The organism is Ornithinibacter aureus (genome assembly GCF_009858245.1).
Lineage (GTDB): Bacteria > Actinomycetota > Actinomycetes > Actinomycetales > Dermatophilaceae > Fodinibacter > Fodinibacter aureus.
This window is the reverse complement of the sequence record NZ_VMSB01000001.1, coordinates 94,766-118,264: the sequence shown is the minus strand read 5'-3', so window position 1 is coordinate 118,264 and position 23,499 is coordinate 94,766. Positions and strand designations below refer to the sequence as shown.

The 23,499-nt window shown below is 72.0% G+C and carries 22 protein-coding genes; 12 read left to right on the top strand and 10 right to left on the bottom strand.

Annotated features, from left to right (window positions below; translation table 11 throughout):
* Positions 1-65: 65 nt before the first annotated feature.
* From C8E84_RS00560 to C8E84_RS00550, 4 genes are all read left to right on the top strand, one after another.
* Entirely contained in the window at positions 66-4,766 is a 4,701-nt protein-coding gene (locus C8E84_RS00560; protein WP_159898529.1) for an ATP-dependent helicase, read from the top strand.
* A 23-nt stretch (positions 4,767-4,789) separates the two neighbouring features.
* Positions 4,790-4,915 carry a hypothetical protein gene (locus tag C8E84_RS18300; protein ID WP_281348895.1) on the top strand — a complete coding sequence of 42 codons (126 nt, stop codon included), beginning with the start codon at positions 4,790-4,792 and terminating at the stop codon, positions 4,913-4,915.
* A 281-nt stretch (positions 4,916-5,196) separates the two neighbouring features.
* Positions 5,197-5,772 (top strand): PadR family transcriptional regulator, encoded by a 576-nt coding sequence (locus tag C8E84_RS00555; RefSeq protein ID WP_159898528.1) that lies wholly within the window; start codon positions 5,197-5,199, stop codon positions 5,770-5,772.
* Complete coding sequence (locus C8E84_RS00550; RefSeq protein ID WP_159898527.1) at positions 5,759-6,640, top strand: Fpg/Nei family DNA glycosylase; 882 nt, start codon at positions 5,759-5,761, stop codon at positions 6,638-6,640. The genes C8E84_RS00555 and C8E84_RS00550 overlap by 14 nt, the downstream gene beginning before the upstream one ends.
* On the opposite strand, the gene C8E84_RS00545 is transcribed toward C8E84_RS00550, so the two are convergent.
* The 4 genes from C8E84_RS00545 to rimO are packed head-to-tail and all read right to left on the bottom strand — an operon-like array spanning position 6,629 to position 9,718.
* A complete protein-coding gene (locus tag C8E84_RS00545) occupies positions 6,629-6,937 on the bottom strand; it encodes a helix-turn-helix domain-containing protein (RefSeq protein ID WP_159898526.1) in 309 nt (102 codons plus the stop codon). The two genes, C8E84_RS00550 and C8E84_RS00545, sit on opposite strands and share 12 nt — an antisense overlap.
* A complete protein-coding gene (locus C8E84_RS00540) occupies positions 6,934-7,524 on the bottom strand; it encodes a CinA family protein (protein WP_246196700.1) in 591 nt (196 codons plus the stop codon). Before C8E84_RS00540 ends, C8E84_RS00545 begins: the two co-directional genes overlap by 4 nt.
* Positions 7,521-8,300, bottom strand: a complete 780-nt coding sequence (pgsA, locus tag C8E84_RS00535) for a CDP-diacylglycerol--glycerol-3-phosphate 3-phosphatidyltransferase (RefSeq protein ID WP_159898525.1) — start codon at positions 8,298-8,300, stop codon at positions 7,521-7,523. Before pgsA ends, C8E84_RS00540 begins: the two co-directional genes overlap by 4 nt.
* On the bottom strand, positions 8,297-9,718 hold the full coding sequence (gene rimO / locus C8E84_RS00530) for a 30S ribosomal protein S12 methylthiotransferase RimO (protein WP_159898524.1): 1,422 nt from the start codon (positions 9,716-9,718) through the stop codon (positions 8,297-8,299). Before rimO ends, pgsA begins: the two co-directional genes overlap by 4 nt.
* Before the next feature lie 57 nt (positions 9,719-9,775).
* Between rimO and C8E84_RS00525 the strand changes: the two genes are divergently transcribed.
* Entirely contained in the window at positions 9,776-10,885 is a 1,110-nt protein-coding gene (locus tag C8E84_RS00525; RefSeq protein WP_159898523.1) for a dipeptidase, read from the top strand.
* A gap of 23 nt (positions 10,886-10,908) precedes the next feature.
* On the opposite strand, the gene C8E84_RS00520 is transcribed toward C8E84_RS00525, so the two are convergent.
* Positions 10,909-11,610, bottom strand: coding sequence for an ion channel (locus C8E84_RS00520; RefSeq protein ID WP_159898522.1), 702 nt, complete (start codon positions 11,608-11,610; stop codon positions 10,909-10,911).
* 37 nt (positions 11,611-11,647) lie between these two features.
* On the opposite strand from C8E84_RS00520, the gene C8E84_RS00515 reads away from it, so the two are divergent.
* Complete coding sequence (locus C8E84_RS00515; protein WP_159898521.1) at positions 11,648-12,652, top strand: MauE/DoxX family redox-associated membrane protein; 1,005 nt, start codon at positions 11,648-11,650, stop codon at positions 12,650-12,652.
* Between the two features lies 1 nt (position 12,653).
* On the opposite strand, the gene C8E84_RS00510 is transcribed toward C8E84_RS00515, so the two are convergent.
* The 3 genes from C8E84_RS00510 to dapA form a co-directional block, all read right to left on the bottom strand.
* The gene (locus tag C8E84_RS00510) at positions 12,654-15,341 is read right to left on the bottom strand and encodes an FtsK/SpoIIIE family DNA translocase (protein WP_159898520.1); all 2,688 of its coding nucleotides are present in this window, start codon (positions 15,339-15,341) and stop codon (positions 12,654-12,656) included.
* Positions 15,342-15,455: 114 nt separating this feature from the next.
* Positions 15,456-17,141, bottom strand: coding sequence for a ribonuclease J (locus C8E84_RS00505; RefSeq protein ID WP_159898519.1), 1,686 nt, complete (start codon positions 17,139-17,141; stop codon positions 15,456-15,458).
* Positions 17,138-18,034 (bottom strand): 4-hydroxy-tetrahydrodipicolinate synthase, encoded by an 897-nt coding sequence (dapA, locus tag C8E84_RS00500; protein ID WP_159898518.1) that lies wholly within the window; start codon positions 18,032-18,034, stop codon positions 17,138-17,140. Before dapA ends, C8E84_RS00505 begins: the two co-directional genes overlap by 4 nt.
* Before the next feature lie 180 nt (positions 18,035-18,214).
* On the opposite strand from dapA, the gene C8E84_RS00495 reads away from it, so the two are divergent.
* Positions 18,215-19,024, top strand: coding sequence for a thymidylate synthase (locus C8E84_RS00495; protein ID WP_159898517.1), 810 nt, complete (start codon positions 18,215-18,217; stop codon positions 19,022-19,024).
* A gap of 9 nt (positions 19,025-19,033) precedes the next feature.
* Complete coding sequence (locus C8E84_RS00490; protein WP_159898516.1) at positions 19,034-19,501, top strand: dihydrofolate reductase; 468 nt, start codon at positions 19,034-19,036, stop codon at positions 19,499-19,501.
* Here the strand turns inward: C8E84_RS00490 and C8E84_RS00485 are convergent.
* Both C8E84_RS00485 and C8E84_RS00480 read right to left on the bottom strand, forming a co-directional pair.
* On the bottom strand, positions 19,475-20,071 hold the full coding sequence (locus tag C8E84_RS00485) for an SMP-30/gluconolactonase/LRE family protein (RefSeq protein ID WP_211675321.1): 597 nt from the start codon (positions 20,069-20,071) through the stop codon (positions 19,475-19,477). The two genes, C8E84_RS00490 and C8E84_RS00485, sit on opposite strands and share 27 nt — an antisense overlap.
* 129 nt (positions 20,072-20,200) lie before the next feature.
* A complete protein-coding gene (locus tag C8E84_RS00480; RefSeq protein ID WP_159898514.1) occupies positions 20,201-20,629 on the bottom strand; it encodes an OsmC family protein in 429 nt (142 codons plus the stop codon).
* Between the two features lie 124 nt (positions 20,630-20,753).
* Here C8E84_RS00480 and C8E84_RS00475 point away from each other — a divergent pair, with 124 nt between their 5' ends.
* Genes C8E84_RS00475 through C8E84_RS00460 form a run of 4 tightly spaced genes read left to right on the top strand, consistent with a single transcriptional unit; the run spans position 20,754 to position 23,195 of the window.
* Positions 20,754-21,485: an enoyl-CoA hydratase-related protein gene (locus C8E84_RS00475; RefSeq protein ID WP_159898513.1), complete on the top strand. Its 732-nt coding sequence runs from the start codon at positions 20,754-20,756 to the stop codon at positions 21,483-21,485.
* 5 nt (positions 21,486-21,490) lie between these two features.
* On the top strand, positions 21,491-22,138 hold the full coding sequence (locus tag C8E84_RS00470) for a GNAT family N-acetyltransferase (RefSeq protein WP_159898512.1): 648 nt from the start codon (positions 21,491-21,493) through the stop codon (positions 22,136-22,138).
* Positions 22,135-22,884, top strand: a complete 750-nt coding sequence (locus C8E84_RS00465; protein ID WP_159898511.1) for an AzlC family ABC transporter permease — start codon at positions 22,135-22,137, stop codon at positions 22,882-22,884. The genes C8E84_RS00470 and C8E84_RS00465 overlap by 4 nt, the downstream gene beginning before the upstream one ends.
* Positions 22,881-23,195: an AzlD domain-containing protein gene (locus C8E84_RS00460; RefSeq protein WP_159898510.1), complete on the top strand. Its 315-nt coding sequence runs from the start codon at positions 22,881-22,883 to the stop codon at positions 23,193-23,195. The genes C8E84_RS00465 and C8E84_RS00460 overlap by 4 nt, the downstream gene beginning before the upstream one ends.
* Positions 23,196-23,499 lie beyond the last annotated feature (304 nt).

Sequence of the window (23,499 nt, the reverse complement as noted above, 5' to 3'; positions counted from 1 at the left end):
CAGCCTCGTGCCCGTTGCTCTCGAGGGCCCCGCTGTCGGAGCCGGGTGAGAGGGTTGTGTCCGACATGACCGATGACGTCCTCGACCGCTTCTCCCCCGCCACGGCTGCGTGGTTCCGGGGAAGCTTCAGCGCGCCGACCGCCGCCCAGGAGGGCGCGTGGGACGCCATCAGCAGCGAGCGCCACGCCCTGGTCGTCGCACCCACCGGCTCCGGCAAGACCCTGTCCGCGTTCCTGTGGGCCCTTGACCGCCTCGCGAGCGAACCGGTGCCCGAGGAGAGGCTGCGCCGGTGCCGGGTCCTGTACGTCTCGCCCATGAAGGCGTTGGCCGTCGACGTCGAGCGAAACCTGCGCAGCCCGCTGGTCGGCATCCGCCACGCGGCGACCCGCCTGGGGTTGCCCGAACCCGACATCACCGTGGCGGTCCGCTCCGGCGACACTCCCGCCGACGAGCGCCGGGCCTTCGCACGCGCCCCCAGCGACGTGCTCATCACCACCCCCGAGTCACTCTTCCTCCTCCTCACCTCCGCAGCGCGAGAGGCCTTGGCGGGGGTGGAGACGGTCATCCTCGACGAGGTCCACGCCATCGCGGGCACCAAGCGTGGGGCTCACCTCGCCCTCAGTCTCGAACGGCTCGACGCCCTGCTCGCCCGCCCCGCACAGCGCATCGGGTTGTCGGCCACGGTTCGCCCCGTCGAGGAGGTCGCCCGGTTCCTCGCCGGCGGTCGCCCGGTCGACGTCGTCCAGCCGCCCTCGACCAAGCAGTGGGACCTCAAGGTCGTCGTGCCGGTCCCCGACCTCGCCGAGATCGGCCAGCCCAGCGGCGACCTGACCGGTGCCGCGTCGGGGCACGAGCAGCGCACGTCGATCTGGCCCCACGTCGAGGAACGCATCGTCGACCTCGTGGCCGCCCACACCTCGACCCTGGTGTTCTCCAACAGCCGCCGCCTCGCCGAGCGCCTCACGTCCCGACTCAACGAGGTCTGGCAGGAACGCACCGAGTCAGCCGCAGACCCGGGCGCGACCGACGCCGCTGGCCCTGCTCGCACGCCGGCACAGGTGATGGCCCAGGCCGGCGCCTCCGCCGGCGCTCCGGCCGTGCTGGCAAGGGCCCACCACGGCTCGGTCAGCAAGGAGCAGCGCGCGAGCATCGAGGAGGACCTCAAGTCCGGCCACCTGCCCGCGGTGGTCGCGACGAGCAGCCTCGAACTCGGGATCGACATGGGTGCGGTCGACCTCGTCGTGCAGGTCGAGTCGCCGCCGTCGGTCGCCTCGGGGCTCCAGCGCGTCGGCCGTGCCGGCCACCAGGTCGGAGCCGTGAGCCGTGGGGTGCTCTTCCCCAAGTTCCGCGGCGACCTGGTCCAGACCGCGGTCGTCGTCGAGCGCATGCTCGCCGGTGAGATCGAGGCGCTGCACGTGCCCAACACCCCCCTCGACGTCCTCGCCCAGCAGGTGGTGGCGATGTGTGCGCTCGACGAGTGGACCGTCGACGACGTCCTGGCCCTCGCACGTCGCAGCGCCCCGTACGCCACGCTCACCCGGCCCGTCCTGGAGTCGGTCCTGGACATGCTGGCGGGCCGCTACCCGAGCGAGGAGTTCGCCGAGCTTCGCGCCCGGATCACGTGGGACCGCCTCGCCGACACCCTCACCGGCCGGCGCGGCGCCCAGCGGCTCGCGGTCACCTCCGGCGGCACGATCCCCGATCGTGGCCTCTACGCCGTCTTCCTCGCCACCGGCGAGGGCCCTGGACGCCGGGTCGGTGAGCTCGACGAGGAGATGGTCTACGAGTCGCGGGTCGGTGACCTCTTCACCCTCGGGACGAGCACGTGGCGCATCGAGGACATCACCCACGACCGGGTGCTGGTCACCCCCGCGCCGGGACAGCCCGGCAAACTGCCGTTCTGGAAGGGCGACTCGATCGGCCGCCCAGCCGAACTCGGCCGCGCGGTCGGCGCCTTCGTGCGCGAGGTCGAGGCGTTGACCTCGGATGCCGCGCGCACCCGCGTCATGGCGGCCGGGCTCGACGACTGGGCAGCCGACAACCTGCTCACCTACCTGCGCGAGCAGCGCGAGGCCACGGGGCACGTCCCGGACGACCGCACCATCGTCGTCGAACGCTTCCGAGACGAGCTCGGCGACTGGCGGGTGGCGATCCACTCGCCCTTCGGCGCCCAGGTGCACGCGCCCTGGGCACTTGCCGTCAGTGCCCGGATGCGTGATCGCTTCGGCGTCGACGTGCAGGCGATGCACGGCGACGACGGCATCGTCCTGCGCCTGCCCGACCTCGAGTTCGAGGACCTCGACGGGGTGCGCGAGCGCGGTGTCGGCCGCGAGCTGCTCGACCTCGTCACCCTCGACCCCGATGACGTGCGGGCCCTGGTCACCGAGGAGATCGGCGGCTCTGCCCTGTTCGCGGCGCGCTTTCGCGAGTGCGCCGCCCGTGCGCTGCTGCTGCCCCGTCGCCAGCCGGGTCGTCGGCAACCGCTCTGGCAGCAGCGGCAGCGAGCCTCCCAGCTCCTTGAGGTCGCGAGCCAGTACCCGTCCTTTCCGATCGTGCTCGAGGCCGTGCGCGAGTGCGTCCAGGACGTGTTCGACGTGCCCGGCCTGGTCGACCTCATGCGGGACATCACCTCGCGGCGGGTCACCGTCGTCGACGTCGAGAGCTCGACCCCGTCGCCTTTCGCGAAGTCCCTGCTCTTCGGGTACGTCGCCCAGTTCCTCTACGAGGGCGACTCCCCCCTGGCCGAGCGGCGCGCAGCCGCCCTGGCCCTCGACCCGAGCCTGCTCGCCGAGCTGCTCGGCACGAGCGAGGGTCTTGCGCTGCGTGACCTGCTCGACGCCGAACAGATCGCCCGCACCGAGGCCGAGCTGCAGCGACTCACCCCCGAGCGGGCCGCCCGCGACGCCGACGACGTGCTCGATCTCCTGCGCTCCCTCGGCCCGCTGCCGACCGACGGCATCCTCCTGCGCTGTCGTGAGGGCACGACTCACGGCGACGTGACCACCTGGCTCGCCGACCTCGCGAGCGCCCGCCAGGTGATCCCCGTGCGCGTTGCCGGGGAGGACCGCTGGTCAGCGATCGAGGACGCCTCACGCCTGCGCGACGCCCTGGGGGTGTCCCTGCCACCCGGGGTTCCCCAGACCTTCCTGGAGCCGGTGAACGATCCGCTGGGTGACCTGGTGGCCCGCTACGCACGCACCCACGTGCCCTTCCACGCGGTCGAGGTGGCTCGCGCCTACGGCCTGGGCATCGCCGTCGCCACCACGGCGCTTGCCCGTCTGGTCTCCACCGGCCGGGTGGTCGAGGGCGAGCTGCTGCCCACGGGCGCAGGCGGCACGGAGTTCTGCGACGCCGAGGTGCTGCGAATGCTGCGTCGCCGCTCACTGGCCGCGCTGCGCGCCGAGGTCGAGCCGGTCACCCCGGTCGAGCTGTCCCGCTTCCTCCTGCGGTGGCAGGGGGTCGGCGGGCGCCTGCGCGGACGCGAGGGCCTCCTTCGCGTGATCGAGCAGCTGAGCGGGGCGGTGCTGCCCGCCAGCGCGGTGGAGACGCTCGTGCTCCCGTCCCGGGTCGGCGACTACTCCCCCGGGATGCTCGACGAGCTGATGGCAACCGGCGAGGTGCTGTGGTGCGGCCACGGGTCGCTGCCCGGCGACGACGGCTGGGTCTCGCTGCACCTGGCCGACTCGGCCCACCTCACCCTGCCCGGGCCGGACCCCGACCTCGTCCCTGACGAGCGAGGGCTCGCCGTGCTCGACTCCCTCGCGGGCGGCGGTGCCCACTTCTTCCGCACCCTGTCCGACCAGGTGGGCTCCACCGACGACGAGGCGCTGTCGAGCACCGTGTGGGGCCTGGTGTGGGCCGGGCGCGTCACGGGCGACACCTTCACTCCGGTGAGGGCCCTGCTCGCCGGGGGGCGCACGGCCCACAAGCGCACGGCCGCGGGCCCGCGGCGCACGAGGTATGCCGGCCGCCGCGGCCCGCTCGGCGGCCTCGGCTCCGTGCCCGCCCGTGCGTCGGTGCCCAGCCGATCCGGCCCAGCACGGGTCGCCGGCCGATGGTCCCTGCTGCCCCCGGTCGACCTCGACCCGACGCTGCGGGCCCACGCCAACGCCGAGCTGTTGCTCGACCGACACGGCATTCTCACCCGTGGTGCGACCGTGGCCGAGGACGTCCCCGGTGGCTTCGCCGCGCTCTACCGGGTGCTGGCCAGGGCCGAGGAGGCCGGTCGGGTGCGACGCGGCTACTTCGTCGAGGGGCTGGGGGCCTCCCAGTTCGGCACGACCGGCGCGGTGGACCGGCTGCGCAGCGCAACGGGCGGGGTCGGGGCGACCGGTCGCGACCGGGCCGACGCCGCGCCCACGGCGGTCGTCCTCGCGGCGAGCGACCCGGCGAACCCCTACGGCGCCGCGCTGCCCTGGCCCGAGCGGGCGCTCGACCCGGCCGATGACAGCGGGAAGGGCACCGACAAGCGGCGCCGTCACCAGCCCGGGCGCAAGGCCGGGTCGGTCGTCGTTCTCGTCGACGGTGAGCTCGTGCTCTACGTCGAAAGGGGTGGCAAGACCCTGCTCACCTCATCAGAGGACCCAGCCCTGCTGGTCGCCGCGGCTGGTGCACTGGCGGATGCCGTGCGCCGCGGCAGCCTCGGACGCATCACCGTCGAGAAGGCCGACGGCGGTCAGCTGCTGGGCTCGGAGCACCCCGTCGTCCCGGCCCTCGAGCAGGCCGGCTTCCACCTGACCCCACGGGGTCTGCGGATGCGCCGCTGACCAGGCTGCGAGACGCGCGCCACGTGAGCACCGCCACCGCCGCGGTCACCGGCGCCCAGAGGGCACGCTCGGGGAGGCTCGGCGAGGCGAGGTTGAGCGCAGCCCCGATGACGCTGGCGCCGCAGACGCCCCGTAGGAGCATCGTCTGAGCCCGGGTACTGCGTGGCCGCTGGGTCGCGACCGCCACCGTCACCGCGCCCCACAGCACCGCGGCGCCCGCCGACGCCACCCGGAGGTCGGCGGGCAGCACGCCCTCGTGGCCGCCGCCCCAGGCGAGGCGCCCCCAGGGTGCCCCGGCGGCCAGCGACACCTGGAAGGCCGTGACCCCCGCGAGCAGGAGGCCTGCGGCTCCTCGGTCGCGACCACCGGTCGACGCCGCCCACCCGTCTACATCTCTCATAGATATGTTTCTAGCAGATAGCATCAGCCCATGGCCAGACATTCACAGACCGAGGTTGCCGTCCTCGGAGCCCTGTCGACCGGCTCGATGACGGGTTACGAGGTGCGTCGAGCCATCACCGAGGTGCTCGGCCACTTCTGGCACGAGAGCTACGGGCAGATCTACCCGTGCCTGGCCGCCCTCGAGCAGTCGGGTGCGGTCCGCCGCAGCGGTCGCGGCCGCACGTCCGGGACGGTCTTCCAGATCACCCCGGCCGGGGAGGATCGGCTGCGGGCTCTCCTGGCCGAGCCACACACCTCTCCCCCGGCGCGCAACGGGCTCCTCCTTCGCCTGTTCTTCGGTGCCCACCTCGCGGACGGCGAGGCACAGCACCTCTTGCAGCAGGCTCGCGACCGGGCCAGCACAGCGCTCGACGAGTACGCCCGGATACGCGACGAGTCAGTGGTCGAGCACGGCCGTTCCCGGGAACAGGCCCTGCGCGAGGTCACCCTCTCCTTCGGCGAGCACGTGGCCCGGGCCCAGCTGACCTGGGCGCAGGAGTCCCTCGCGACCCTCGCGGCCCTGGACGCACCCCACGCCCAAGGGGCACCCCGTGCCCGAGGGTGACACCGTCCACCGCACCGCCGACCGCCTGCACCGGGCGCTCGCCGGTCGGGTCGTCCAGCGGGCCGAGCTGCGCTGGCCCCGGGTGCCCGACGTCGACCTCGCCGGCGCCCACACCCTCGAGGTCGTGGCCCGCGGCAAGCACCTGCTGCACCGCTTCGACAGCGGCATCACCCTGCACACGCACCTGCGGATGGAAGGTCAGTGGCGCATCGAGCACCCGGGGGCGGCCACGCAGCGGGCGCTGCGCCGCTCCGACCTGCGGGCCGCCGTCCTCACCGACGAGTGGTCGGCCCTGGGGCTGCGCCTCGGGATGCTCGACCTCGTCCCCACCAGCCGCGAAGGTGACCTCGTCGGGCACCTGGGCCCGGACGTGCTCGGTGCGGACTGGGACCCCGACCTCGTCGCGTCGCGACTCACGGCATCGGAGGCCTTCGTCGGTGACCTTCTGCTCGACCAGCGAGTCCTCGCCGGAGTCGGCACGTTCTGGGCCAGCGAGATCCTCTTCCTGGAGCGGGTGCTGCCGTGGACGCCCGGACGGGACCTCGGCGATACCGTGGCATCGAGGATCACCGACCGACTGCATCGGCTGATGGACCTCGCGCGGCGCACCGGGTGGCAGGCCAGCACGGGAGTGCAGCGCTCCGGCGAGGAGGCCTACGTGCACGCCCGGTCTGGGCGGCCCTGTCGGCGGTGTGGTGACACGGTGCGGGTGGCGATGACGGGGCTGGCACCTCGCCAGCGCACGCTCTTCTCGTGCCCCACCTGTCAGGGTGGGCTGGCTCCGACCGACGACGGTCGTCCGCAACGCCCACTCGGTAGTGGTGGCTCGGGCGGTGGTCGACCAGGAAGTGGCCGTTCAGGCCGCTGAGGCGGAGACCTGATCGGGGTCCACTGCCGGTGAGACCGGCAGCGACACGGGAGTCGAAAACGTCTCGACCCGCTCGACCCGGTCACGGACCAACTCGAGCACCTCGGACAGGTTCAGGCCCAGGCCTGCGCACACGGCCGCGAGCAACTCGGAGGACGCTTCCTTGGTACCCCGCTCGAGCTCGCTGAGGTAACCCAGGGACACCGCCGATGTCGACGCGACGTCGCGCAGGGTGCGGCCCTGGTCCTGACGGATCTCTCGAAGGACTTCACCGAGCTCGTGGCGCAACAGGATCACGGCGCGTCCTCTCTTTCGTTCGTGTCGACCGGCTGTTCCGGTCGGGCTCCACCGTACCCCGCGCGACCGTCAGCGTCTCGAAGGTTCTTCAGCGCCGTGCTCAGCAGGGTGAGAACTTCCCGCACGGTGGCCGCGCGGATCTGGTCCCGGTTGCCGGTCAACGACAGTTCCTCCACGAGGATTCCCCACGGACCGCAGGCACCGATGAACACCGTCCCCGGTGGGCGTCCGTCGGCCGGGTCGGGACCGGCCACGCCGGTCGTCGAGACCCCGATGTCGCAACCCAGGACGGCCCGTACCCTCGTCGCGAGCTCACCGGCGACCGCCGCGGACACTGCACCCTCACGGGCCAACACCCCAGCGTCGACGCCCACCACGGTGGCCTTGACCTCGCTGGCATAGGCGACGACCCCGCCACGCACGACGGCCGACGCGCCGGGGACGCTCGTCAGCGCGGCACAGACCAGACCACCGGTCAGCGATTCAGCCGTCGCGACGGTGAGCCCGAGGTCACGCAAGCGGGCGACGACGGCGAGCGCACCGGCATCCGGCCGCCCGGCATCCGGTCGCTCCGGCACCGCGCTCACGATGCGCCGCGCCCCTCACGGCGGGCCGCGCGGGCCGCGCGCTTGGTCGCGGCGCGCTCACTGGTCTGACGCAAGCGCAGCGCCTGGTGGAGGTAGTCGACGCCAGTGATGACCGTGATGAGCACCGCCGCACCGAGCGAGATCGCCGCCAGTGCCTCCCAGACGTCGGGGTAGGGCAGGACCCACCGTGGCATGAGGTAGAAGCCGATGCCGAACGTCTGGAGCAGGGTCTTGACCTTGCCCCCACGCCCAGCGGCCATCACGCCGTGACGGATCACCCAGAAACGCACCGCGGTGATGCCCCACTCGCGCACGAGGACCACGATCGTGACCCACCACCACACCTCGCCGATCGCGGACAGCCCGATGAGAGCCATCGTGACCAGCGCCTTGTCCGCGATGGGGTCGAGCACCTTCCCCACGTTGGTCACCAGGCCCCGGCTGCGCGCGAGGTCGCCGTCGATGCGATCGGTGACCATGGCGACGACGAAGACCGCGAACGCAGCCCAGCGGTACCCCGCACTGCGCCCGTCGTCGGCGAGGAGAAGCCAGCCGAAGACCGGGACGATGGCCAGGCGGAAGACGGTCAGGTAGTTGGCGATGTTCCACGCGCTCGGGCCGGTCGTCGGCACCGCAGGGCTGGCCGGGTCGACGCCGATCCGATAGGGGTCGGTGGCGCGCCCCTGCGCGAGCGGGCCGGGACGCACGGCCCGCAGTGGCTTGTCCCCCAGTGCCTGCTCACCGAGTGGCTGCTCCCCCGTCGGCGGCTGGCTCATCGCACATCCACGACGAGGTCGACCCCCACCGAGTCGACGACCTCACCCTCGACGAACTCACCGACCGCCGGGACGGCACCGTCGGCGGTCCGGACGAGGCACACTCCGTCGACGTCCGGCCCCTGGTGCTCGGCTCGGCCGATCGCCACCCCCTCGTCGTCCTCGTCGTGGTCCTCGACCAGGACGATCACCCGTTCCCCCACCCGCTCGCTCGCGCGCTGTGCCGTGAGCTCCTCGACGAGGCCGGTGATCCGCTCGACCCGCTCCAGGACCACGTGCTCGGGGAGCTTGTCGCCGAGCGACTCGGCCTCGGTGCCGTCCTCGTCGGAGTAGCCGAAGACACCGACGACGTCCATGCGAGCCTGCGTGAGGAAGCGTTCGAGCTCGTCGACGTCGGCCTCGGTCTCGCCCGGGAAGCCCACGATGACGTTGCTGCGGACCCCGGCGAGTGGCTGCCGGTCGCGCACTCGCCCGATGAGGTCGAGGAAGGGCTCGGTGCCCCCGAACCGGCGCATCCGGCGCAGCACCGTCTCGGAGCAGTGTTGGAAGGACAGGTCGTACCACGGCATGACGCCGGGGGTCTCCGCCATCGCCGCGAGCAGCCCCGGGCGCACCTCGGCCGGTTGCAGGTAGGACACCCGCACCCGCTCGACACCCGGCACCGCGGTCAGCTCAGGAAGCAGCTTCTCGAGCAGGCCGAGGTCACCCAGGTCCTTGCCGTAGGACGTCGAGTTCTCGCTGACGAGGAACAGCTCGCTCACGCCCTGCTCCCCGAGCCACCGTGCCTCGGCGAGGACGTCGGTGGGGCGGCGGGACACGAAGGAGCCGCGGAACATCGGGATGGCGCAGAACGAGCAGCGACGGTCGCAGCCGCTCGCGATCTTCAGCGGTGCCCACGGCCCGCCCCCGAGCCGCGAGCGCACGAAGGCCTCACCGTCCCCGTGACCGGGCAGCGCCACGGCATCCGCCGCGGCGGAGCGGTCGACCGGAGACAGCGGCAGCAGCCTGCGGCGGTCGGAGGGGACGTGGGATGCCGGTCGCTCGCCGGCCAGGATCGCCGTCAGGTGGCTCGACATGTCGCGGTAGGAGTCGAAGCCGAGCACGGCATCGGCGTCGGGCAGCTCGTCGGCGAGGGTCTGGCCGTAGCGCTCGGCCAGGCAGCCCACCGCGACGACCGCCTTGGTGCGCCGCGACTCCTTGAGGTCGGCCGCCTCCAACAGGGTGTCGATGGAGTCCTTCTTGGCCTGCTCGACGAAGCCGCAGGTGTTGACTAGGGCGACGTCGGCATCAGCCGCGTCCTCGACGAGGGTCCAGCCCTCCGCCGAGAGCCGACCGGCCAACTCCTCGGAGTCGACCTCGTTGCGGGTGCACCCGAGGGTGACCAGGGCGACGCTGCCGCGACTCGGGGTGGAGGGCATGACGCCACTGTAGTTCCCGGCGGGGGCGCTCCGGCACCGTCGCAGTAGGGTCCGGGCATGGCTTCCGAGACCGATGCCCGCGTTCACGACCTGCTCCGGCACCACCCCGTGATCGACGGGCACAACGACCTGCCGTGGGAGGCGAGGGAACGGGTCGCCTACGACTGGGCGAAGCTCGACATCGCCCTGCCGGGGCAGCCGACCCACACCGACATCCCCCGGTTGCGTGCCGGCGGCGTGGGCGCCCAGTTCTGGTCGGTGTTCGTGCCCTCCGACCTGCCCGGGAGCACGGCGGTGACGGCGACGCTCGAGCAGATCGACGCAGTGCACGCCATGATCGCGCGCTACCCCGACCACCTCATCGCCGCCCGCACGGCATCCGACGTCGAACGAGCGATCTCACGGGGGAAGATCGCCTCGCTCATCGGCGCCGAGGGTGGGCAGAGCATCGACAGCTCCCTGGGGGTGCTGCGGATGCTGTTCTCCCTCGGGGTGCGCTACCTGACCCTGACCCACAACGACAACGTGCCGTGGGCGGACTCCGCCACCGACGACCCCGTGCTCGGCGGGCTGTCGGCGTTCGGCCGCGAGGTCGTGCTCGAGATGAACCGGCTCGGCATGCTCGTCGACCTCTCCCACGTGTCGGCCGACACCATGCGGGCCGCCCTGGACACCACCCAGGCGCCGGTGATCTTCTCGCACTCCTCGGCGCGGGCGCTGTGCGACCACCCGCGCAACGTGCCCGACGACGTGCTGGCCCGCCTGGCCGACAACGACGGGGTGTGCATGGTGACCTTCGTGCCGTACTTCGTCAGCCAGGCGCTGCGCGACTGGGACCGCGAGCCCACCGACGCGCCCCGTCCCGAGGCCTCCATCGACGACGTCGTCGCGCACTGCGAGCACGTGCGGGAGGTCGCCGGCATCGAGCACATCGGCCTCGGCGGCGACTACGACGGCGTCGACCACCTCCCCACCGGCCTCGAGGACGTCAGCGGGTACCCCCGCCTGCTCGCCGCGCTCGCGGAGCGTGGCTGGAGCGACACCGACCTCGCCTCCCTGACGGGCGAGAACATCCTCCGGGTGCTGCGCGAGACCGAGGCGCGGGCTGCTGAGCTCTCCACCGCGCGCGGCCCCTGCCTGGCCCGCATCGAGGACCTCGACGGCTGAGCGGCGACGGTGGCGGCGCTTGCTCAGCTGCGCGCGCGCATGACGGTCAGCGCCACCAGGCGCGAGATGACCATGGCGACGTACATGACGCCGGCGAGCTGCTCGACGGTGCCGATGGCTCGTGCGTGCGGCCGGATCGGCCCGACGTCGGACAGGCCGACGCTGGTGAGGTTGGCCCCGGAGTAGTAGATGAGCTCGAGCAGGGTCCGTTGGCCGGGCCCGTCGAACGAGGTGAACGACCGCGGGTAGATCTCCTGGATGGCCATGAAGAGGTAGGCGAAGGCGAACACGAGCACGGTGAAGCAGGCTCCGACGGCGAACAGCTCGTCCTTGGTGACCCACGAGTCCTCGAACATGTACGAGATGAGCGCGTACGCCGTGTAGAAGTAGAAGACGGCCAGCGCCGAGTGGGCCAACGCCACCGCCGTCGAGCTGTCGTCGATCAGGCTCCAGATCTCGAAGACCGCCGCCGGCAGCGCCAGCGTTGCCGAGAGCCAGGTCAGGGCCGGTGTGCTGCGCACCGTGAACACGGCGGTGACGAGCGCTGACAGGCTGAGCAGCGAGATGACCGCAGCCCCCCAGGACGACGACTCGAGCACGGGGAGCAGGAGGATGACGAGGATCTGCACGGCGAGCAGGAACGCCGACGGCTGCTTGCGCAGCGTGGCCTTCCATCGGTCGGTGCGCGAGGGCGCCTCCTGCAGGTCCTCCCACATCAACGGCATGTCCACAGCCTAGGACCGGGTGCGAGAGAATACCGCCATGCCGAGCGCTCTCCTGCTCCCCGTCCTCACGTGTGCCGTCGTGCTCCTCGTCAGTGGTGTCGCCAAGCTGCGCGACCCGGATGCCGTCGACACGGCGTTCGTCGACCTCGACGTCCCAGCGGGGCTGCGACACCCGCTGCTGCGCCGGGCCCTCCCGTGGGTGGAGATCGCCCTCGGGGTGTGGCTCGTGCTCGCGACCGGCCCGGCCCTGGTGGTTGTCGCCGCACTGACCCTGGGGTTGTTCCTGGCCTATCTGTGGCTCGTCGTGCGGGCGGTGCGCATGCCGGAGGCGGTTGACTGCGGCTGCTTCGGCGCCCTGGGCGACACCCGGGTCACCACCGTCACCGTGTGGCGCAACATCGCCCTCGTGGCGAGCGCGGCCCTGTCGCTGGCCCTGGGGCTCAGCGGCTCCGGCGTGCTCGCGGCCCTGCTCGAGGACCCGTCACTGTGGGGGTGGCTTGCGACCGCGGCCCTGGCCGCTGCGGTGACCGGCCTGGTGCTGTACCGACCGACGGCGGATCCGGTCACCGCCGTCGACGGGGTGCTCACGGGCGAGCTGCCCGTCGACGACGACGGCGACTACCTGCCGACCCCCGCGCCCGTGGCGCAGCTGCTCGACGAGGCCGGTGCCCTCGTGCTGCTCTCCCGCGAGACGCCGGCGGCTGCGCACCTGCTCCTCTTCCTCAACCCGGGGTGCGGGTCGTGCGAGGCCGTCAAGCCCTTCGTCGCACAGTGGAGCCGGGAGCTCGCACCCGTGACGGTGCGAGCCGTGCTCATGACCGCACCGGCTGCGTTGGCGAGCACCTGGCCGGACCTGAGCGGCCTGGCCTGGTTCGACCCGAACGGTGTTGCCCGCCGCGCCTTCGGCTGCGCCACGCCCGGGGCCGTCCTCATCGGCACCGACGGCAACCTCGCCGGAGGTCCGGTCAACGGGGCACAAGCGGTCCCGGAGTTCGTCGACGAGATCGCGGAGCAGCTGCGCGCGGCGCACGTCAGCGGGTGAGTCACCGACGCCCGGTGAGCTCCCACGCATCCTGGTCGCCGTCCTCGTCGTTCCACTCGGGGGCCGCAGCGTAGGAGTCCAGCTCGGCCGCGACGGCATCCCCGCCGTACCCGAGCACGGGCACCTCGGAGGTGTCGTCGGTGGAGGTGTCAGTGAGGGCGGCCGGGGCAGCATCGAAGGTCTCGGGCACGTCGTCGCCGCGCATCAGCGCGAGCGTCGTCGGCAGGTCGTCGGGCTTGACGAGCACGTCGCGCGCCTTGGAGCCCTCGGACGGGCCGACGACCCCACGTGACTCGAGCAGGTCCATGAGGCGACCGGCCTTGGCGAAGCCGACCCGCAGCTTGCGCTGGAGCATCGAGGTCGAGCCGAACTGGGTCGTCACGACGAGTTCGGTCGCCTGGAGCAGCAGGTCGAGGTCGTCGCCGATGTCGTCGTCGACCTGCTTCTTGGGTGCTGCCACGGTGACGTCGTCGCGGTATCGCGGCTTGAGCTGGTCGGTGACGTGCTTGACGACGTCGTGGATCTCCGACTCGGTGACCCAGGCGCCCTGCACGCGCATCGGCTTGCTCGCACCCATGGGCAGGAAGAGCGCGTCGCCCTGACCGATGAGCTTCTCGGCCCCCGGCTGGTCGAGCACGACGCGCGAGTCGGTGACGCTGGAGGTCGCAAAAGCCATCCGCGAGGGGACGTTGGCCTTGATCAGGCCGGTGACGACGTCGACGCTCGGCCGCTGGGTCGCCAGGACGAGGTGGATGCCGGCCGCCCGGGCGAGCTGGGTGATGCGGACGATCGATTCCTCGACGTCACGCGGCGCGACCATCATCAGGTCCGCCAGCTCGTCGACGACGACGAGGAGGTACGGGTAGGTCGTGATGACCCGCTCGGACCCCGGCAGCGGGGTGACCTTGCCGGCCTTGACGGCCTTGTTGAACTCGTCGACGTGCTTGAAGCCGAACGCGGCGAGGTCGTCGTAGCGGGTGTCCATCTCCCGGACCACCCACTGAAGGGCCTCGGCGGCCTTCTTCGGGTTGGTGATGATCGGGGTGATGAGGTGCGGGATGCCCTCGTAGGCGGTCAGCTCGACCCGCTTGGGGTCCACGAGCACGAGCCGCACCTCGTCGGGGGTGGCGCGCATCAGGATCGAGGTGATCATCGAGTTGACGAAGCTCGACTTGCCCGCGCCGGTGGCTCCGGCGACGAGCAGGTGGGGCATCTTCGCGAGGTTGGCGATGACGTAGCCGCCCTCGACGTCCTTGCCGACACCCATCACCATCGGGTGCTCGCTCGTGCGCGCCACCTGGCTGCGCAGCACGTCGCCGAGGCTGACCTTCTCGCGGTCGGTGTTCGGGATCTCGATGCCGATCGCGGACTTGCCGGGGATCGGGCTGAGGATGCGGACGTCGGCCGAGGCGACGGCATACGCGATGTTCTTGGAGAGGGCGGTGACCCTCTCGACCTTGATGCCGGGGCCGAGCTCGACCTCGTAGCGGGTGACCGTCGGGCCACGGCTGAAGCCGGTGACCTGGGCATCGATCTCGAACTGGTCGAGAACCGTGGTCAGCGCCTCCACGATGGCGTCGTTCGCTGCGCTGCGGGCCTTGTGCGGGCTCCCGGGTTCCAGGAGCGCGCTGTCGGGGAGGGTGTAGGTGATGTCGCCGGCGAGGGAGAGCTGCTCGACCCGCTGGGGCAGCGGTGTGGTCGGGGGTGCCTCGAGAGGGACCTTGTCGACCACGGGGACGCGGGCGACTGCCGGGGTCGGCGTGGCGGCGGCCGGGGCGTTCGTGCCGACGGCGGAGGCCGGGGCGGCCGCGGGCCGGCGCTGACCGGGGCGCAGTCGCTTGCCGGTGACCGGGTCGACGACGGCGGCCTGCTCGAACGCCTCGTCGCCGGGCAGGGTGCCGTCGGCCTCGAGGTCGGCGCGGCTGCGGCGCCGCCGTGGTGCCGGGGCAGCGACCTCGTCGGGGTCGGACGGGTGGTGGCCGGTGAGCCGGTCGAGGGTGTCCCGAAGGCGCTCGGGCACCTGGTGCAGCGGGGTCGCGGTGATGACGAGCACCCCGAACAGGCCGAGGAGGAGGAGCAGGGGCACGGTGCCGTACACGGAGACGGCTGCTTCCAGCGGGCTGGAGGCGAGGAAGCCGATGATGCCGCCAGCGGCTCGCATGCCGTCAGCGCCCTCGGGCGGCGTCGGGATGCCCGCCGCGACGTGGGCGAGCCCGCACGCCGCGAAGGCCAGCGCCGTGGTGCCAACGGCGGCCCGCGAGGTCGCCGGGTCGTCCTTGGGTGCGCGCAGCATCCGGATGCCGAACAGCAGCAGCACGATCGGCACCGCGTACCCGATCTTGCCGAACGTGCCGGCCACGACGGCGTGCACGACGGTGCCCACGGCGCCGGTCATCCCCCACCACTCGCGGGCAGCGACGACCACGGCGAGCGCGATGAGCAGGAGGCCGAGGCCGTCGCGACGGTGTTCGGGCTCGAGATCACGACCCGAGGCGCCCACCTTGCGGGCAACCGATCCGGTGGCGCTCGCCAGCCCCATCCACGTGGCCTGCACGGCGCGCAGGGGCAGGGGCAGGCCACCCGAGCGGGCAGTTCCGCTTCCCTTGCGGGATCGGGGCGCCGGGCGGCGGGTTGCGGGGCGCGACGCCGATGTTCGGCCGCGCGCGGAGGAGGACGTACGAGTCGCCATGGTCGCAGGCTACGCGACGGTCACACGAGACACACGTGTCACACGCGGCACTCCCACGACATTCACTCTCGTTCGCGCAGCGCCCTCCTCGTCGATCTGCGGACGCTGTGCGGTTCAGGACTCGATGACGACGGGGATGATCATCGGCCGGCGCCGGATCGTGCGGCCCATCCAGCCCCCGACGCACCGCCGGATCACCTGCTGGAGCTGATAGGTGTCGACGACCCCGTCCGCCGTGGCCTTGGCCAGCGCCTCGACGAGCTGCGGCACGACCTCGTCGAACCGCGTCTGCGCCTCGATGAACCCCCGCGCCGTGATCTCCGGACCGGCCACGACCGCGCCCGTGCTCGCGTCGATGACGACGATCACCGAGACGAACCCCTCGTCCCGCAGGATCCGGCGATCCTTCAGCAGTGCGTCATCGGCCTCGCCGACCGATGCCCCGTCCACGTAGACGTACCCGCAGGGAACCGCCCCGGCGATCGAGGCGATCCCGTCGACGAGATCCACCGCGACCCCGTCCTCCGCGACGACGACGCGATCGCGCGGCACCCCGGTGGCGATCGCCAACTCGGCGTTGGCGGTGAGGTGACGCCACTCCCCGTGCACCGGCATCACGTTGCGCGGCCGCACGATGTTGTAGCAGTAGAGCAGCTCCCCCGCGCTGGCGTGCCCGGAGACGTGCACGTTCGCGTTCCCCTTGTGCACGACGTTGGCGCCCAACCGCATCAGCCCGTTGATCACCCGGTAGACCGCGTTCTCATTGCCCGGGATGAGTGAGGAGGCCAGCAGCACGGTGTCACCGGGGCCGACGCCGATGCGGTGGTCCCGGTTGGCCATGCGTGAGAGGGCAGCCATCGGCTCCCCCTGGCTGCCGGTGCACACGAGGACGACCTGGTCGTCGGGCAGGTCCGCGAGCGCCTTGACGTCCACGAGGATGCCGTCCGGCACCCGCAGGTAGCCCAGGTCGGCCGCGATCGCCATGTTGCGCAGCATGGACCGACCGACCATGGCGACCTTGCGTCCGGCCTTCTCGGCGGCGTCGAGCACCTGCTGCACGCGGTGCACGTGCGAGGAGAAGCACGCGACGATGATCCGCCGTTCGGCGTGCCTGAACACCTTGTCGATCGCCGAGGAGATGTCCCGCTCGGGCGTGGTGAACCCGGGCACCTCAGCGTTCGTGGAGTCGGTGAGGAAGAGGTCGATTCCCTCCTCCCCCAGCCGGGCGAACGCGCGCAGGTCGGTCAGCCGACCGTCCAGGGGCAGCTGGTCCATCTTGAAGTCCCCGGTGTGCAGCAGCATCCCGCCGCTGGTGCGCACCGCGACGGCGAGGGCGTCGGGGATCGAGTGGTTGACGGCGACGAACTCGCAGTCGAACTCGCCGAACTGGGCGCGCTCCCCCTCCCGGACCACGCGCAGCACCGGGGTGATTCGGTGTTCCTTGAGCTTGGCCTCGACGAGCGCGAGGGTCAGCGTCGAGCCGACGACCGGGAGGTCCGGGCGCAGCCGCAACAGGTACGGAACCGCCCCGATGTGGTCCTCGTGACCGTGGGTGAGCACAAGCGCCTGGAGGTCGTCGAGTCGGTCCCGCAGGTACTCGAAGTCGGGCAGGATCACGTCGATGCCGGGGTGGTGCTCGTCGGGGAAGAGCACCCCGCAGTCGATGACGAGCACCTGGCCGCGGTGCTCGACCACGGTCATGTTGCGACCGATCTCGCCGAGCCCACCGAGCGGCAGGACACGCACCCCGCCGTCGACGAGAGGGCCGGGGGCCTCGAGTTCGGGGTGCGGGTGGCTCATCGATCCAGGATGCCGGGAAGCGTCGCCAGGGCGGCGCGCAGCGCCTCGAGGTGCTCGACGGGGCTCTGAACCAGCGGCAGTCGAACGGCCGCCGACCCGATGACCCCGAGCTCGACCAGGGCCGCCTTGGCCATGATCGCCCCCTGACTGGGCGTCATGATGGCATCGACGATGGGCACGAGCGCCTCGTGGATGCGGCGCGCCTCGACCATGTCGCCACGGTCGACGGCGGCGATCATGGCGGCGTACTCCGAGCCGGCGACGTGCCCCACGACCGAGACGGTGCCGACCGCGCCGATCGCGAGCAGCGGCAGCGTCAGGGCGTCCTCGCCGCTGAACCAGAGCAGGTCGGTCGCCGCCATGACGTGGGTGGATGCCGCGAGGTCACCCTTGGCGTCCTTGACCGCGACGATGCGCGGGTGGTCGGCGAGGGCGACGAGCGTCTCGGTGGTGAAGGGGATGCCGGTGCGCCCCGGGATGTCATAGAGCACGACGGGCAGGTCGGTGGCGTCGGCGACGGCGTGGCAGTGGGCGATCAGACCTGGCTGGGTGGGCTTGTTGTAGTAGGGGCTGACGAGCAGCAGCGCGTTGGCACCGACGTCGGCGGCCCGGCGGGCCATGTGGATCGCGTGCCGGGTGTCGTTGGAACCGACGCCCGCGACCATCGCCGCCCGGTCTCCGGCGCGGGCCTTGACCCGGGCCATCGTCTCGATGCTCTCGTCATCGGTCAGCGTGGATGCCTCACCGGTCGTGCCGTTGACGACGATGCCGTCGTGACCAGTGGCCAGCAGGTGCTCGACGAGGGCGTCGGTGGCCGCCGGGTCGACCTCACCGTCCGCCGTCATCGGGGTGACCATCGCGGTCAGGACACGGCCGAAGGGAGAGCTCGTCATGCGGCAAGGGTAGTGGTCGACGAGGGTGCGGTGTCGGCGCGGAACGCCGTCATGGGCTGATGAGCATCACGGGCGATGGACCGAAATCGACCAATAGGGCGATGTGGGTACGGTGCCAGGCGTCGGGCCACACGACAACCGAGCAGGGGGTGCGAGGGTGCGCCGAGTATCGTCACCCCCGTGCGCCAGTACCTCGACCTCATCGACCACGTGATGACCCACGGGGTCGACAAGAGCGACCGCACGGGCACCGGCACCCGCAGCGTCTTCGGGTACCAGATGCGCTTCGACCTCGCCGAAGGCTTCCCTGTCGTCACGACCAAGCGCCTGCACCTGCGCTCGATCATCGGTGAGCTCGTGTGGTTCCTGCGCGGCGACACCAACGTGCGCTGGTTGCAGGAGCGCGGCATCTCGATCTGGGACGAGTGGGCCGACGAGAACGGCGACCTCGGCCCGGTCTACGGCCACCAGTGGCGTTCCTGGCCCACACCCGACGGCCGCTCCGTCGACCAGATCAGCGCGGTCATCGAGTCGATCCGCACGTCCCCCGACTCACGCCGCCACATCGTGTCGGCCTGGAACGTCGCGGAGGTCAACGACATGGCACTGCCTCCGTGCCACACAATGTTCCAGTTCTACGTCAGGCCTGCCGCCGACGGGGGCCCGGCCCACCTGGACTGCCAGCTCTACCAGCGATCGGCCGACGTCTTCCTCGGCGTCCCGTTCAACATCGCGTCCTACGCCCTGCTGACGATGATGGTCGCCCAGCAGACCCACCTGCGCCCCGGACACTTCATCCACACCCTGGGCGACGCCCACCTGTACTCCAACCACCTCGATCAGGCCCGCCTCCAGCTCAGCCGCGAGCCGTTCCCCCTCCCGAGGATGCACATCACCCGCCGGGGCGGCATCGACGACTACGACCTCGGGGACTTCGAGCTCGAGGGCTATCAGGCCCATCCGTCGATCAAGGCGCCCATCGCCGTCTGAGGAGCACCGATGACCCGCCTGAGCATCATCGCCGCCGTCGCCCGCAACGGCGTCATCGGGCACCGCGGGGGGATGCCGTGGCACCTGCCCGGCGAACTGGCCCAGTTCAAGGCGACGACGCTCGGCCACACCCTGGTGATGGGGCGTGCGACGTTCGACTCCATCGGCCGTGCCCTTCCCGGCCGCCGCACCATCGTCATCACCCGCAACCCGGCCTGGCAGCACCCCGGGGTGGAGACGGCGCACTCGTTCGCCGACGCGCTCTCACTGGCGGGGCCCGCAGACGAGGTGTTCGCCGCCGGCGGAGCCCAGATCTACGAGCTCGCCCTTCCCTTTGCGCAGCGACTGGTCATCACCGAGGTCGACGCCGAGCCCGAGGGTGACACGTGGTTCCCCTCGTGGGCCCGAGCCGACTGGGTCGAGGTCAGCCGAGAGGCGCATGACGGCTGGTCACGGGTGGTCCACGAGCGCGTCTGACCACGCGATCGCGGGCTCGACGAGGCTGCCGAGCCACACCCGGCCGTCGTGCTCGCGAACTCCCGTCGCCAGGTGCCAGCGCGTGGCGTCGAAGGCCAGGTCCTCGGCCCAGGTCGTCGTCGCCCGGGGTGAGCCGTCCGCGCCCAGAGCGACCCGGCGGATGGTGCGGGTCCCCGTCTCGGCGACGAGCACGGCATCCATCTCGGCGGTGAGGGCGACCCCGTTGGCGAAGCACAACCGGTCCACCACCGTCGTGACCATGCCGTCAGGGGTTCGCCGCAGGAGCCGACCGGTGCACGTGTGCTCGATGAGGTCGTTCTTCCACTCCTCGATCGGCCAGACCCGGCTGGAGTCCGAGAACCAGATCGTGCCGTCCGGCATCACGGCGGCGTTGTTCGTGAAGAGCAGCCGGTCACCGTCGACCTCGGTGAGCAGGGTCTCGAGCTCGCCAGTGGCGGGGTCGAGTGCCAGCAGGCCACGGTGGGCGTCACAGACGAGGATGCGCCCGTCGGGGGCCACGAGCACGTCCTCGGCACCCGGGCCGGGAAACCGGGACGGTCGTGAGCGCACGCAGCATGACCCCACAGTAGGGCGGGAGCGCGGCCGGAGCCGGAGTCGAGAGGAGGCAACACGCGCGGGATCGAGCCCTGAGCCCTGCGTGTTGCCCCTCTCGACGGAGCGGTCAGCCGGTGCAGCGGGTCAGCCCGCGAAGGTTGCCTCGAGCGTGATCGGCACCGCAGCCAGGGCCTGGCTGACGGGGCAGCCGGCCTTGGCGGCCTCGGCGGCCGTCTGGAACTGCTCCGCGGTGATGCCGGGCACGTCACCGACGACCTTGAGCACGATTCCGGTGATGCCTGTGCCGGGCTGGAAGGTCACGTCGGCCGTGGTGTCGATCGTCGTCGGCGGCGTACCGGCCTGGGCGAGCCCGTGCGAGAGCGCCATCGAGAAGCAGGTCGAGTGCGCGGCGGCGATGAGCTCCTCGGGGCTCGTGACGCCGTTCGCGGCCTCGGCCCGCGAGGGCCAGTTGACGTCGAAGGTGCCGACCTCGGAGGACTCCAGGGAGACCTGACCGGCCCCTTCCATGAGCGAGCCCTCCCAGTGGGCCGATGCGGTGCGAGTCGTCGCCATCAGTGTTCTCCTCGTGTCGTTGCGTGGTGGGTGGTGTCTGCCGCGGGTGCAACACACCCGGCCCGGCGATCCATCCACCCGGGTGCCGCGAGTCTGCCAGTCCCCGGCTGGGTAGGGTCGGGCGGTGACCATCCATCTCGAGCGCGGTGAACAGATCGCCACCATCACCATCGATCGCACCCACCGGCGCAACGCCCTGGACCTCGCCACGCTCGAGGACCTGCACCAGGCCGTGGTCCGCTGCGTCGCCGACGGCGCACGGGCCATCGTGCTCACCGGTGCCGATGGGCACTTCTGCGCCGGGGCCGACCTCACCGAACTCGAGGACGTCTCGTTCACCACCCGCCTGGCCCAGGTGCTCGCCCACCTGGCCGCGGTGCCCGTGACGACCGTGGCCGCGATCGACGGCTCGTGCATGGGTCTCGGGATGCAGCTCGCGCTCGCCTGCGACGTGCGCGTCGTCGGTGCGAGCGCTCGCTTCGCCGTGCCGGTCGCTCGGCTGGGGCTCATGGTCGACCACTGGACCCTCACCCGACTGGCCCGGCTCTGGGGTGAGGGCAACGCCCGGCACCTCGTGCTGACCGGCGCCGTCCTGGATGCCGAGGACGCCTGGCGTCTGGGCTTCGCCTCGCAGCAGGGGTCGCTGGCCGCCGCCCAGGCCCTCGCCGGTCGCGCCGCCGCCCTCGCCCCGCTCACCCAGGCCGGCTCCAAGCTCGGCTTCGACGCCGAGCCGCACGACCCCGAGGCGGTCGGGCGCTACGAGGCGGCCTTCGCCAGGGCTTGGGCCAGTGACGACCTCGCCGAGGGACGCCGTGCCTTCACCGAGCGCCGCGAGCCCAGCTTCCGAGGAAAGTGACCGTCATGTCCGAACCACACCAGCACCACCACGGCGGCCACGACCACGACCACGACGTCCGTGCTCATGGCGGCCACGACCACCCGTCCGCTGCCGGTCCCGGCCCACTCGCCGACGCCAGCGTCCGACGCGCCAGGGTGAACGACGCCCCCGCGGTCGGCCTGGTGCAGGCAGTGGTGTTCCGCGAGGCGTACTCCGGCCGTGTTCCGGACGAGGTCGTCGCCCAGTTCGAGCCTGATGCGTTCGCGCGCTCGTGGCGCGAGAGCCTCGCGGCGCCGCCCGGCGGCATCCACCGCCTGCTCGTCGCGTGTGCCGGTGACCAGGTCGTCGGACTGTGCGCGATCGGACCCTCGCAGGACCCGGATGCCGGCGGCGCCACCGGCGAGGTCACCGTCCTCGGCGTGCACCCCGACGCACGTCGTCAGGGGCACGGGTCACGCCTGCTCAACGCCGGCGCCGACCTGCTGCGCGAGGCCGGGGCCGACACGGTGAGCCTGTGGCTACTCGCCCACGACGAGAACGCCCGCGAGTTCGCCGCCGCATCCGGCTTCGCGCCCGATGGTGCGTACCGCGACCGGGTCGTCTCCCCCGACGGGCAGTCCTTGCGCGAGGTCCGGTTGTCGGCGAGCCTGCTGGACGCCGAGCCCGCGTGAGCGCTGACGAACCGCTCTCCCCCGCCCGCCGACGTGAGGTCGTGCGTCAGGCGTGGTCGGTCGGTGTAGCGAGCGGCACGTACGGCGTCAGCTTCGGAGCCCTGGCGGTGGCAGCCGGTCTGGACATCTGGCAGGCCCAGGTGCTCTCGCTCGTCATGTTCACCGGCGGCTCGCAGTTCGCCTTCGTCGGCATCGTCGCCGCGGGCGGCCTGGCAGCGGCGCCCGCTGCCATCGGAACCGCGACCATGCTCGGCATCCGCAACGGCCTCTACGGGTTGCAGACCTCGCAGCTGTTGCGGGTCACCGGAGTCAAGCTCCTGGCCGCGGCCCAGCTGACCATCGACGAGTCGACGGCCGTCGGCATCGCCCAGCCGGAGCCGCAGGCGGGCCGGCTGGGCTTCTGGCAGACCGGGATCGCCGTGTTCGTGCTGTGGAACTCCTCGACCCTGCTCGGCGCCCTGCTCGGCAACGCCCTCGGAGACCCGCGCCGGCTCGGTCTGGATGCCGCTGCCGCAGCCGCCTTCGTCGCCCTGCTCTGGCCGCGCCTGAAGAGCCGCGACGCGACCGCGACCGCGGTTCTCGCGATCGCGATCGCGCTGCTCGCCTCCCCCCTGCTGCCCGCCGGGGTCCCGGTCATCCTCGCCGCCACCGCGGCCCTGGTCGTCGGCCTCCGTCACCCGGGACGCCATGAAGGACCGCTCGAGGGTGCTGACGGAACCCTGCCCGGATCGGACCCGACCCCATGAGCCTGTGGGGTGCCGTCCTCCTCGCGTGCGCGTTGTCCTTCGCGGTCAAGCTCGCGGGGTACCTCGTGCCCGAGAGCCTGATGGCCGGGGAGCGCACCCAGCGGGTGACGACCCTGCTGCCCGTGGCGCTCCTCGCGGCGCTCGTCGTCGTCCAGACCGTGACCGGGGATGCCGGGTCACTCGTCGTCGACGCCCGTCTCGTCGCGGTCGCGGCGGCGGTGGTGCTGCTCCTGCTGCGCGCCAACTTCCTCGTCGTCGTCCTCGCCGCGGGTGCCCTCGCCGCCCTGCTGCGGGCCCTCGGCTGGGGCTGACCCCGTGGCGGAGCGGTAGCGGTCGATGACGATGTCGACGATCCGCTCGTCAGGAGCCAGGGGCCCCGTGACGACCGCGGCACCGGCGTCCTCGAGCCGGCGCTGGAAGAAGCCGGGGGCGAGCAGGTACGACGCCAGGGCCACCGGACCGCGGCTCGACCCGCGAGCCAGGGCCACGGCATCCGCGGCGGAGGGCTGCGGGCCCGCTGCGAACCCGAGGGACACCGGGCCGCTCCATCGCCGGGCCAGTGCCTCGACGACGACGGCGCTGTCGGCCTGGGCGCGCGCGTCACTGGAACCGGCC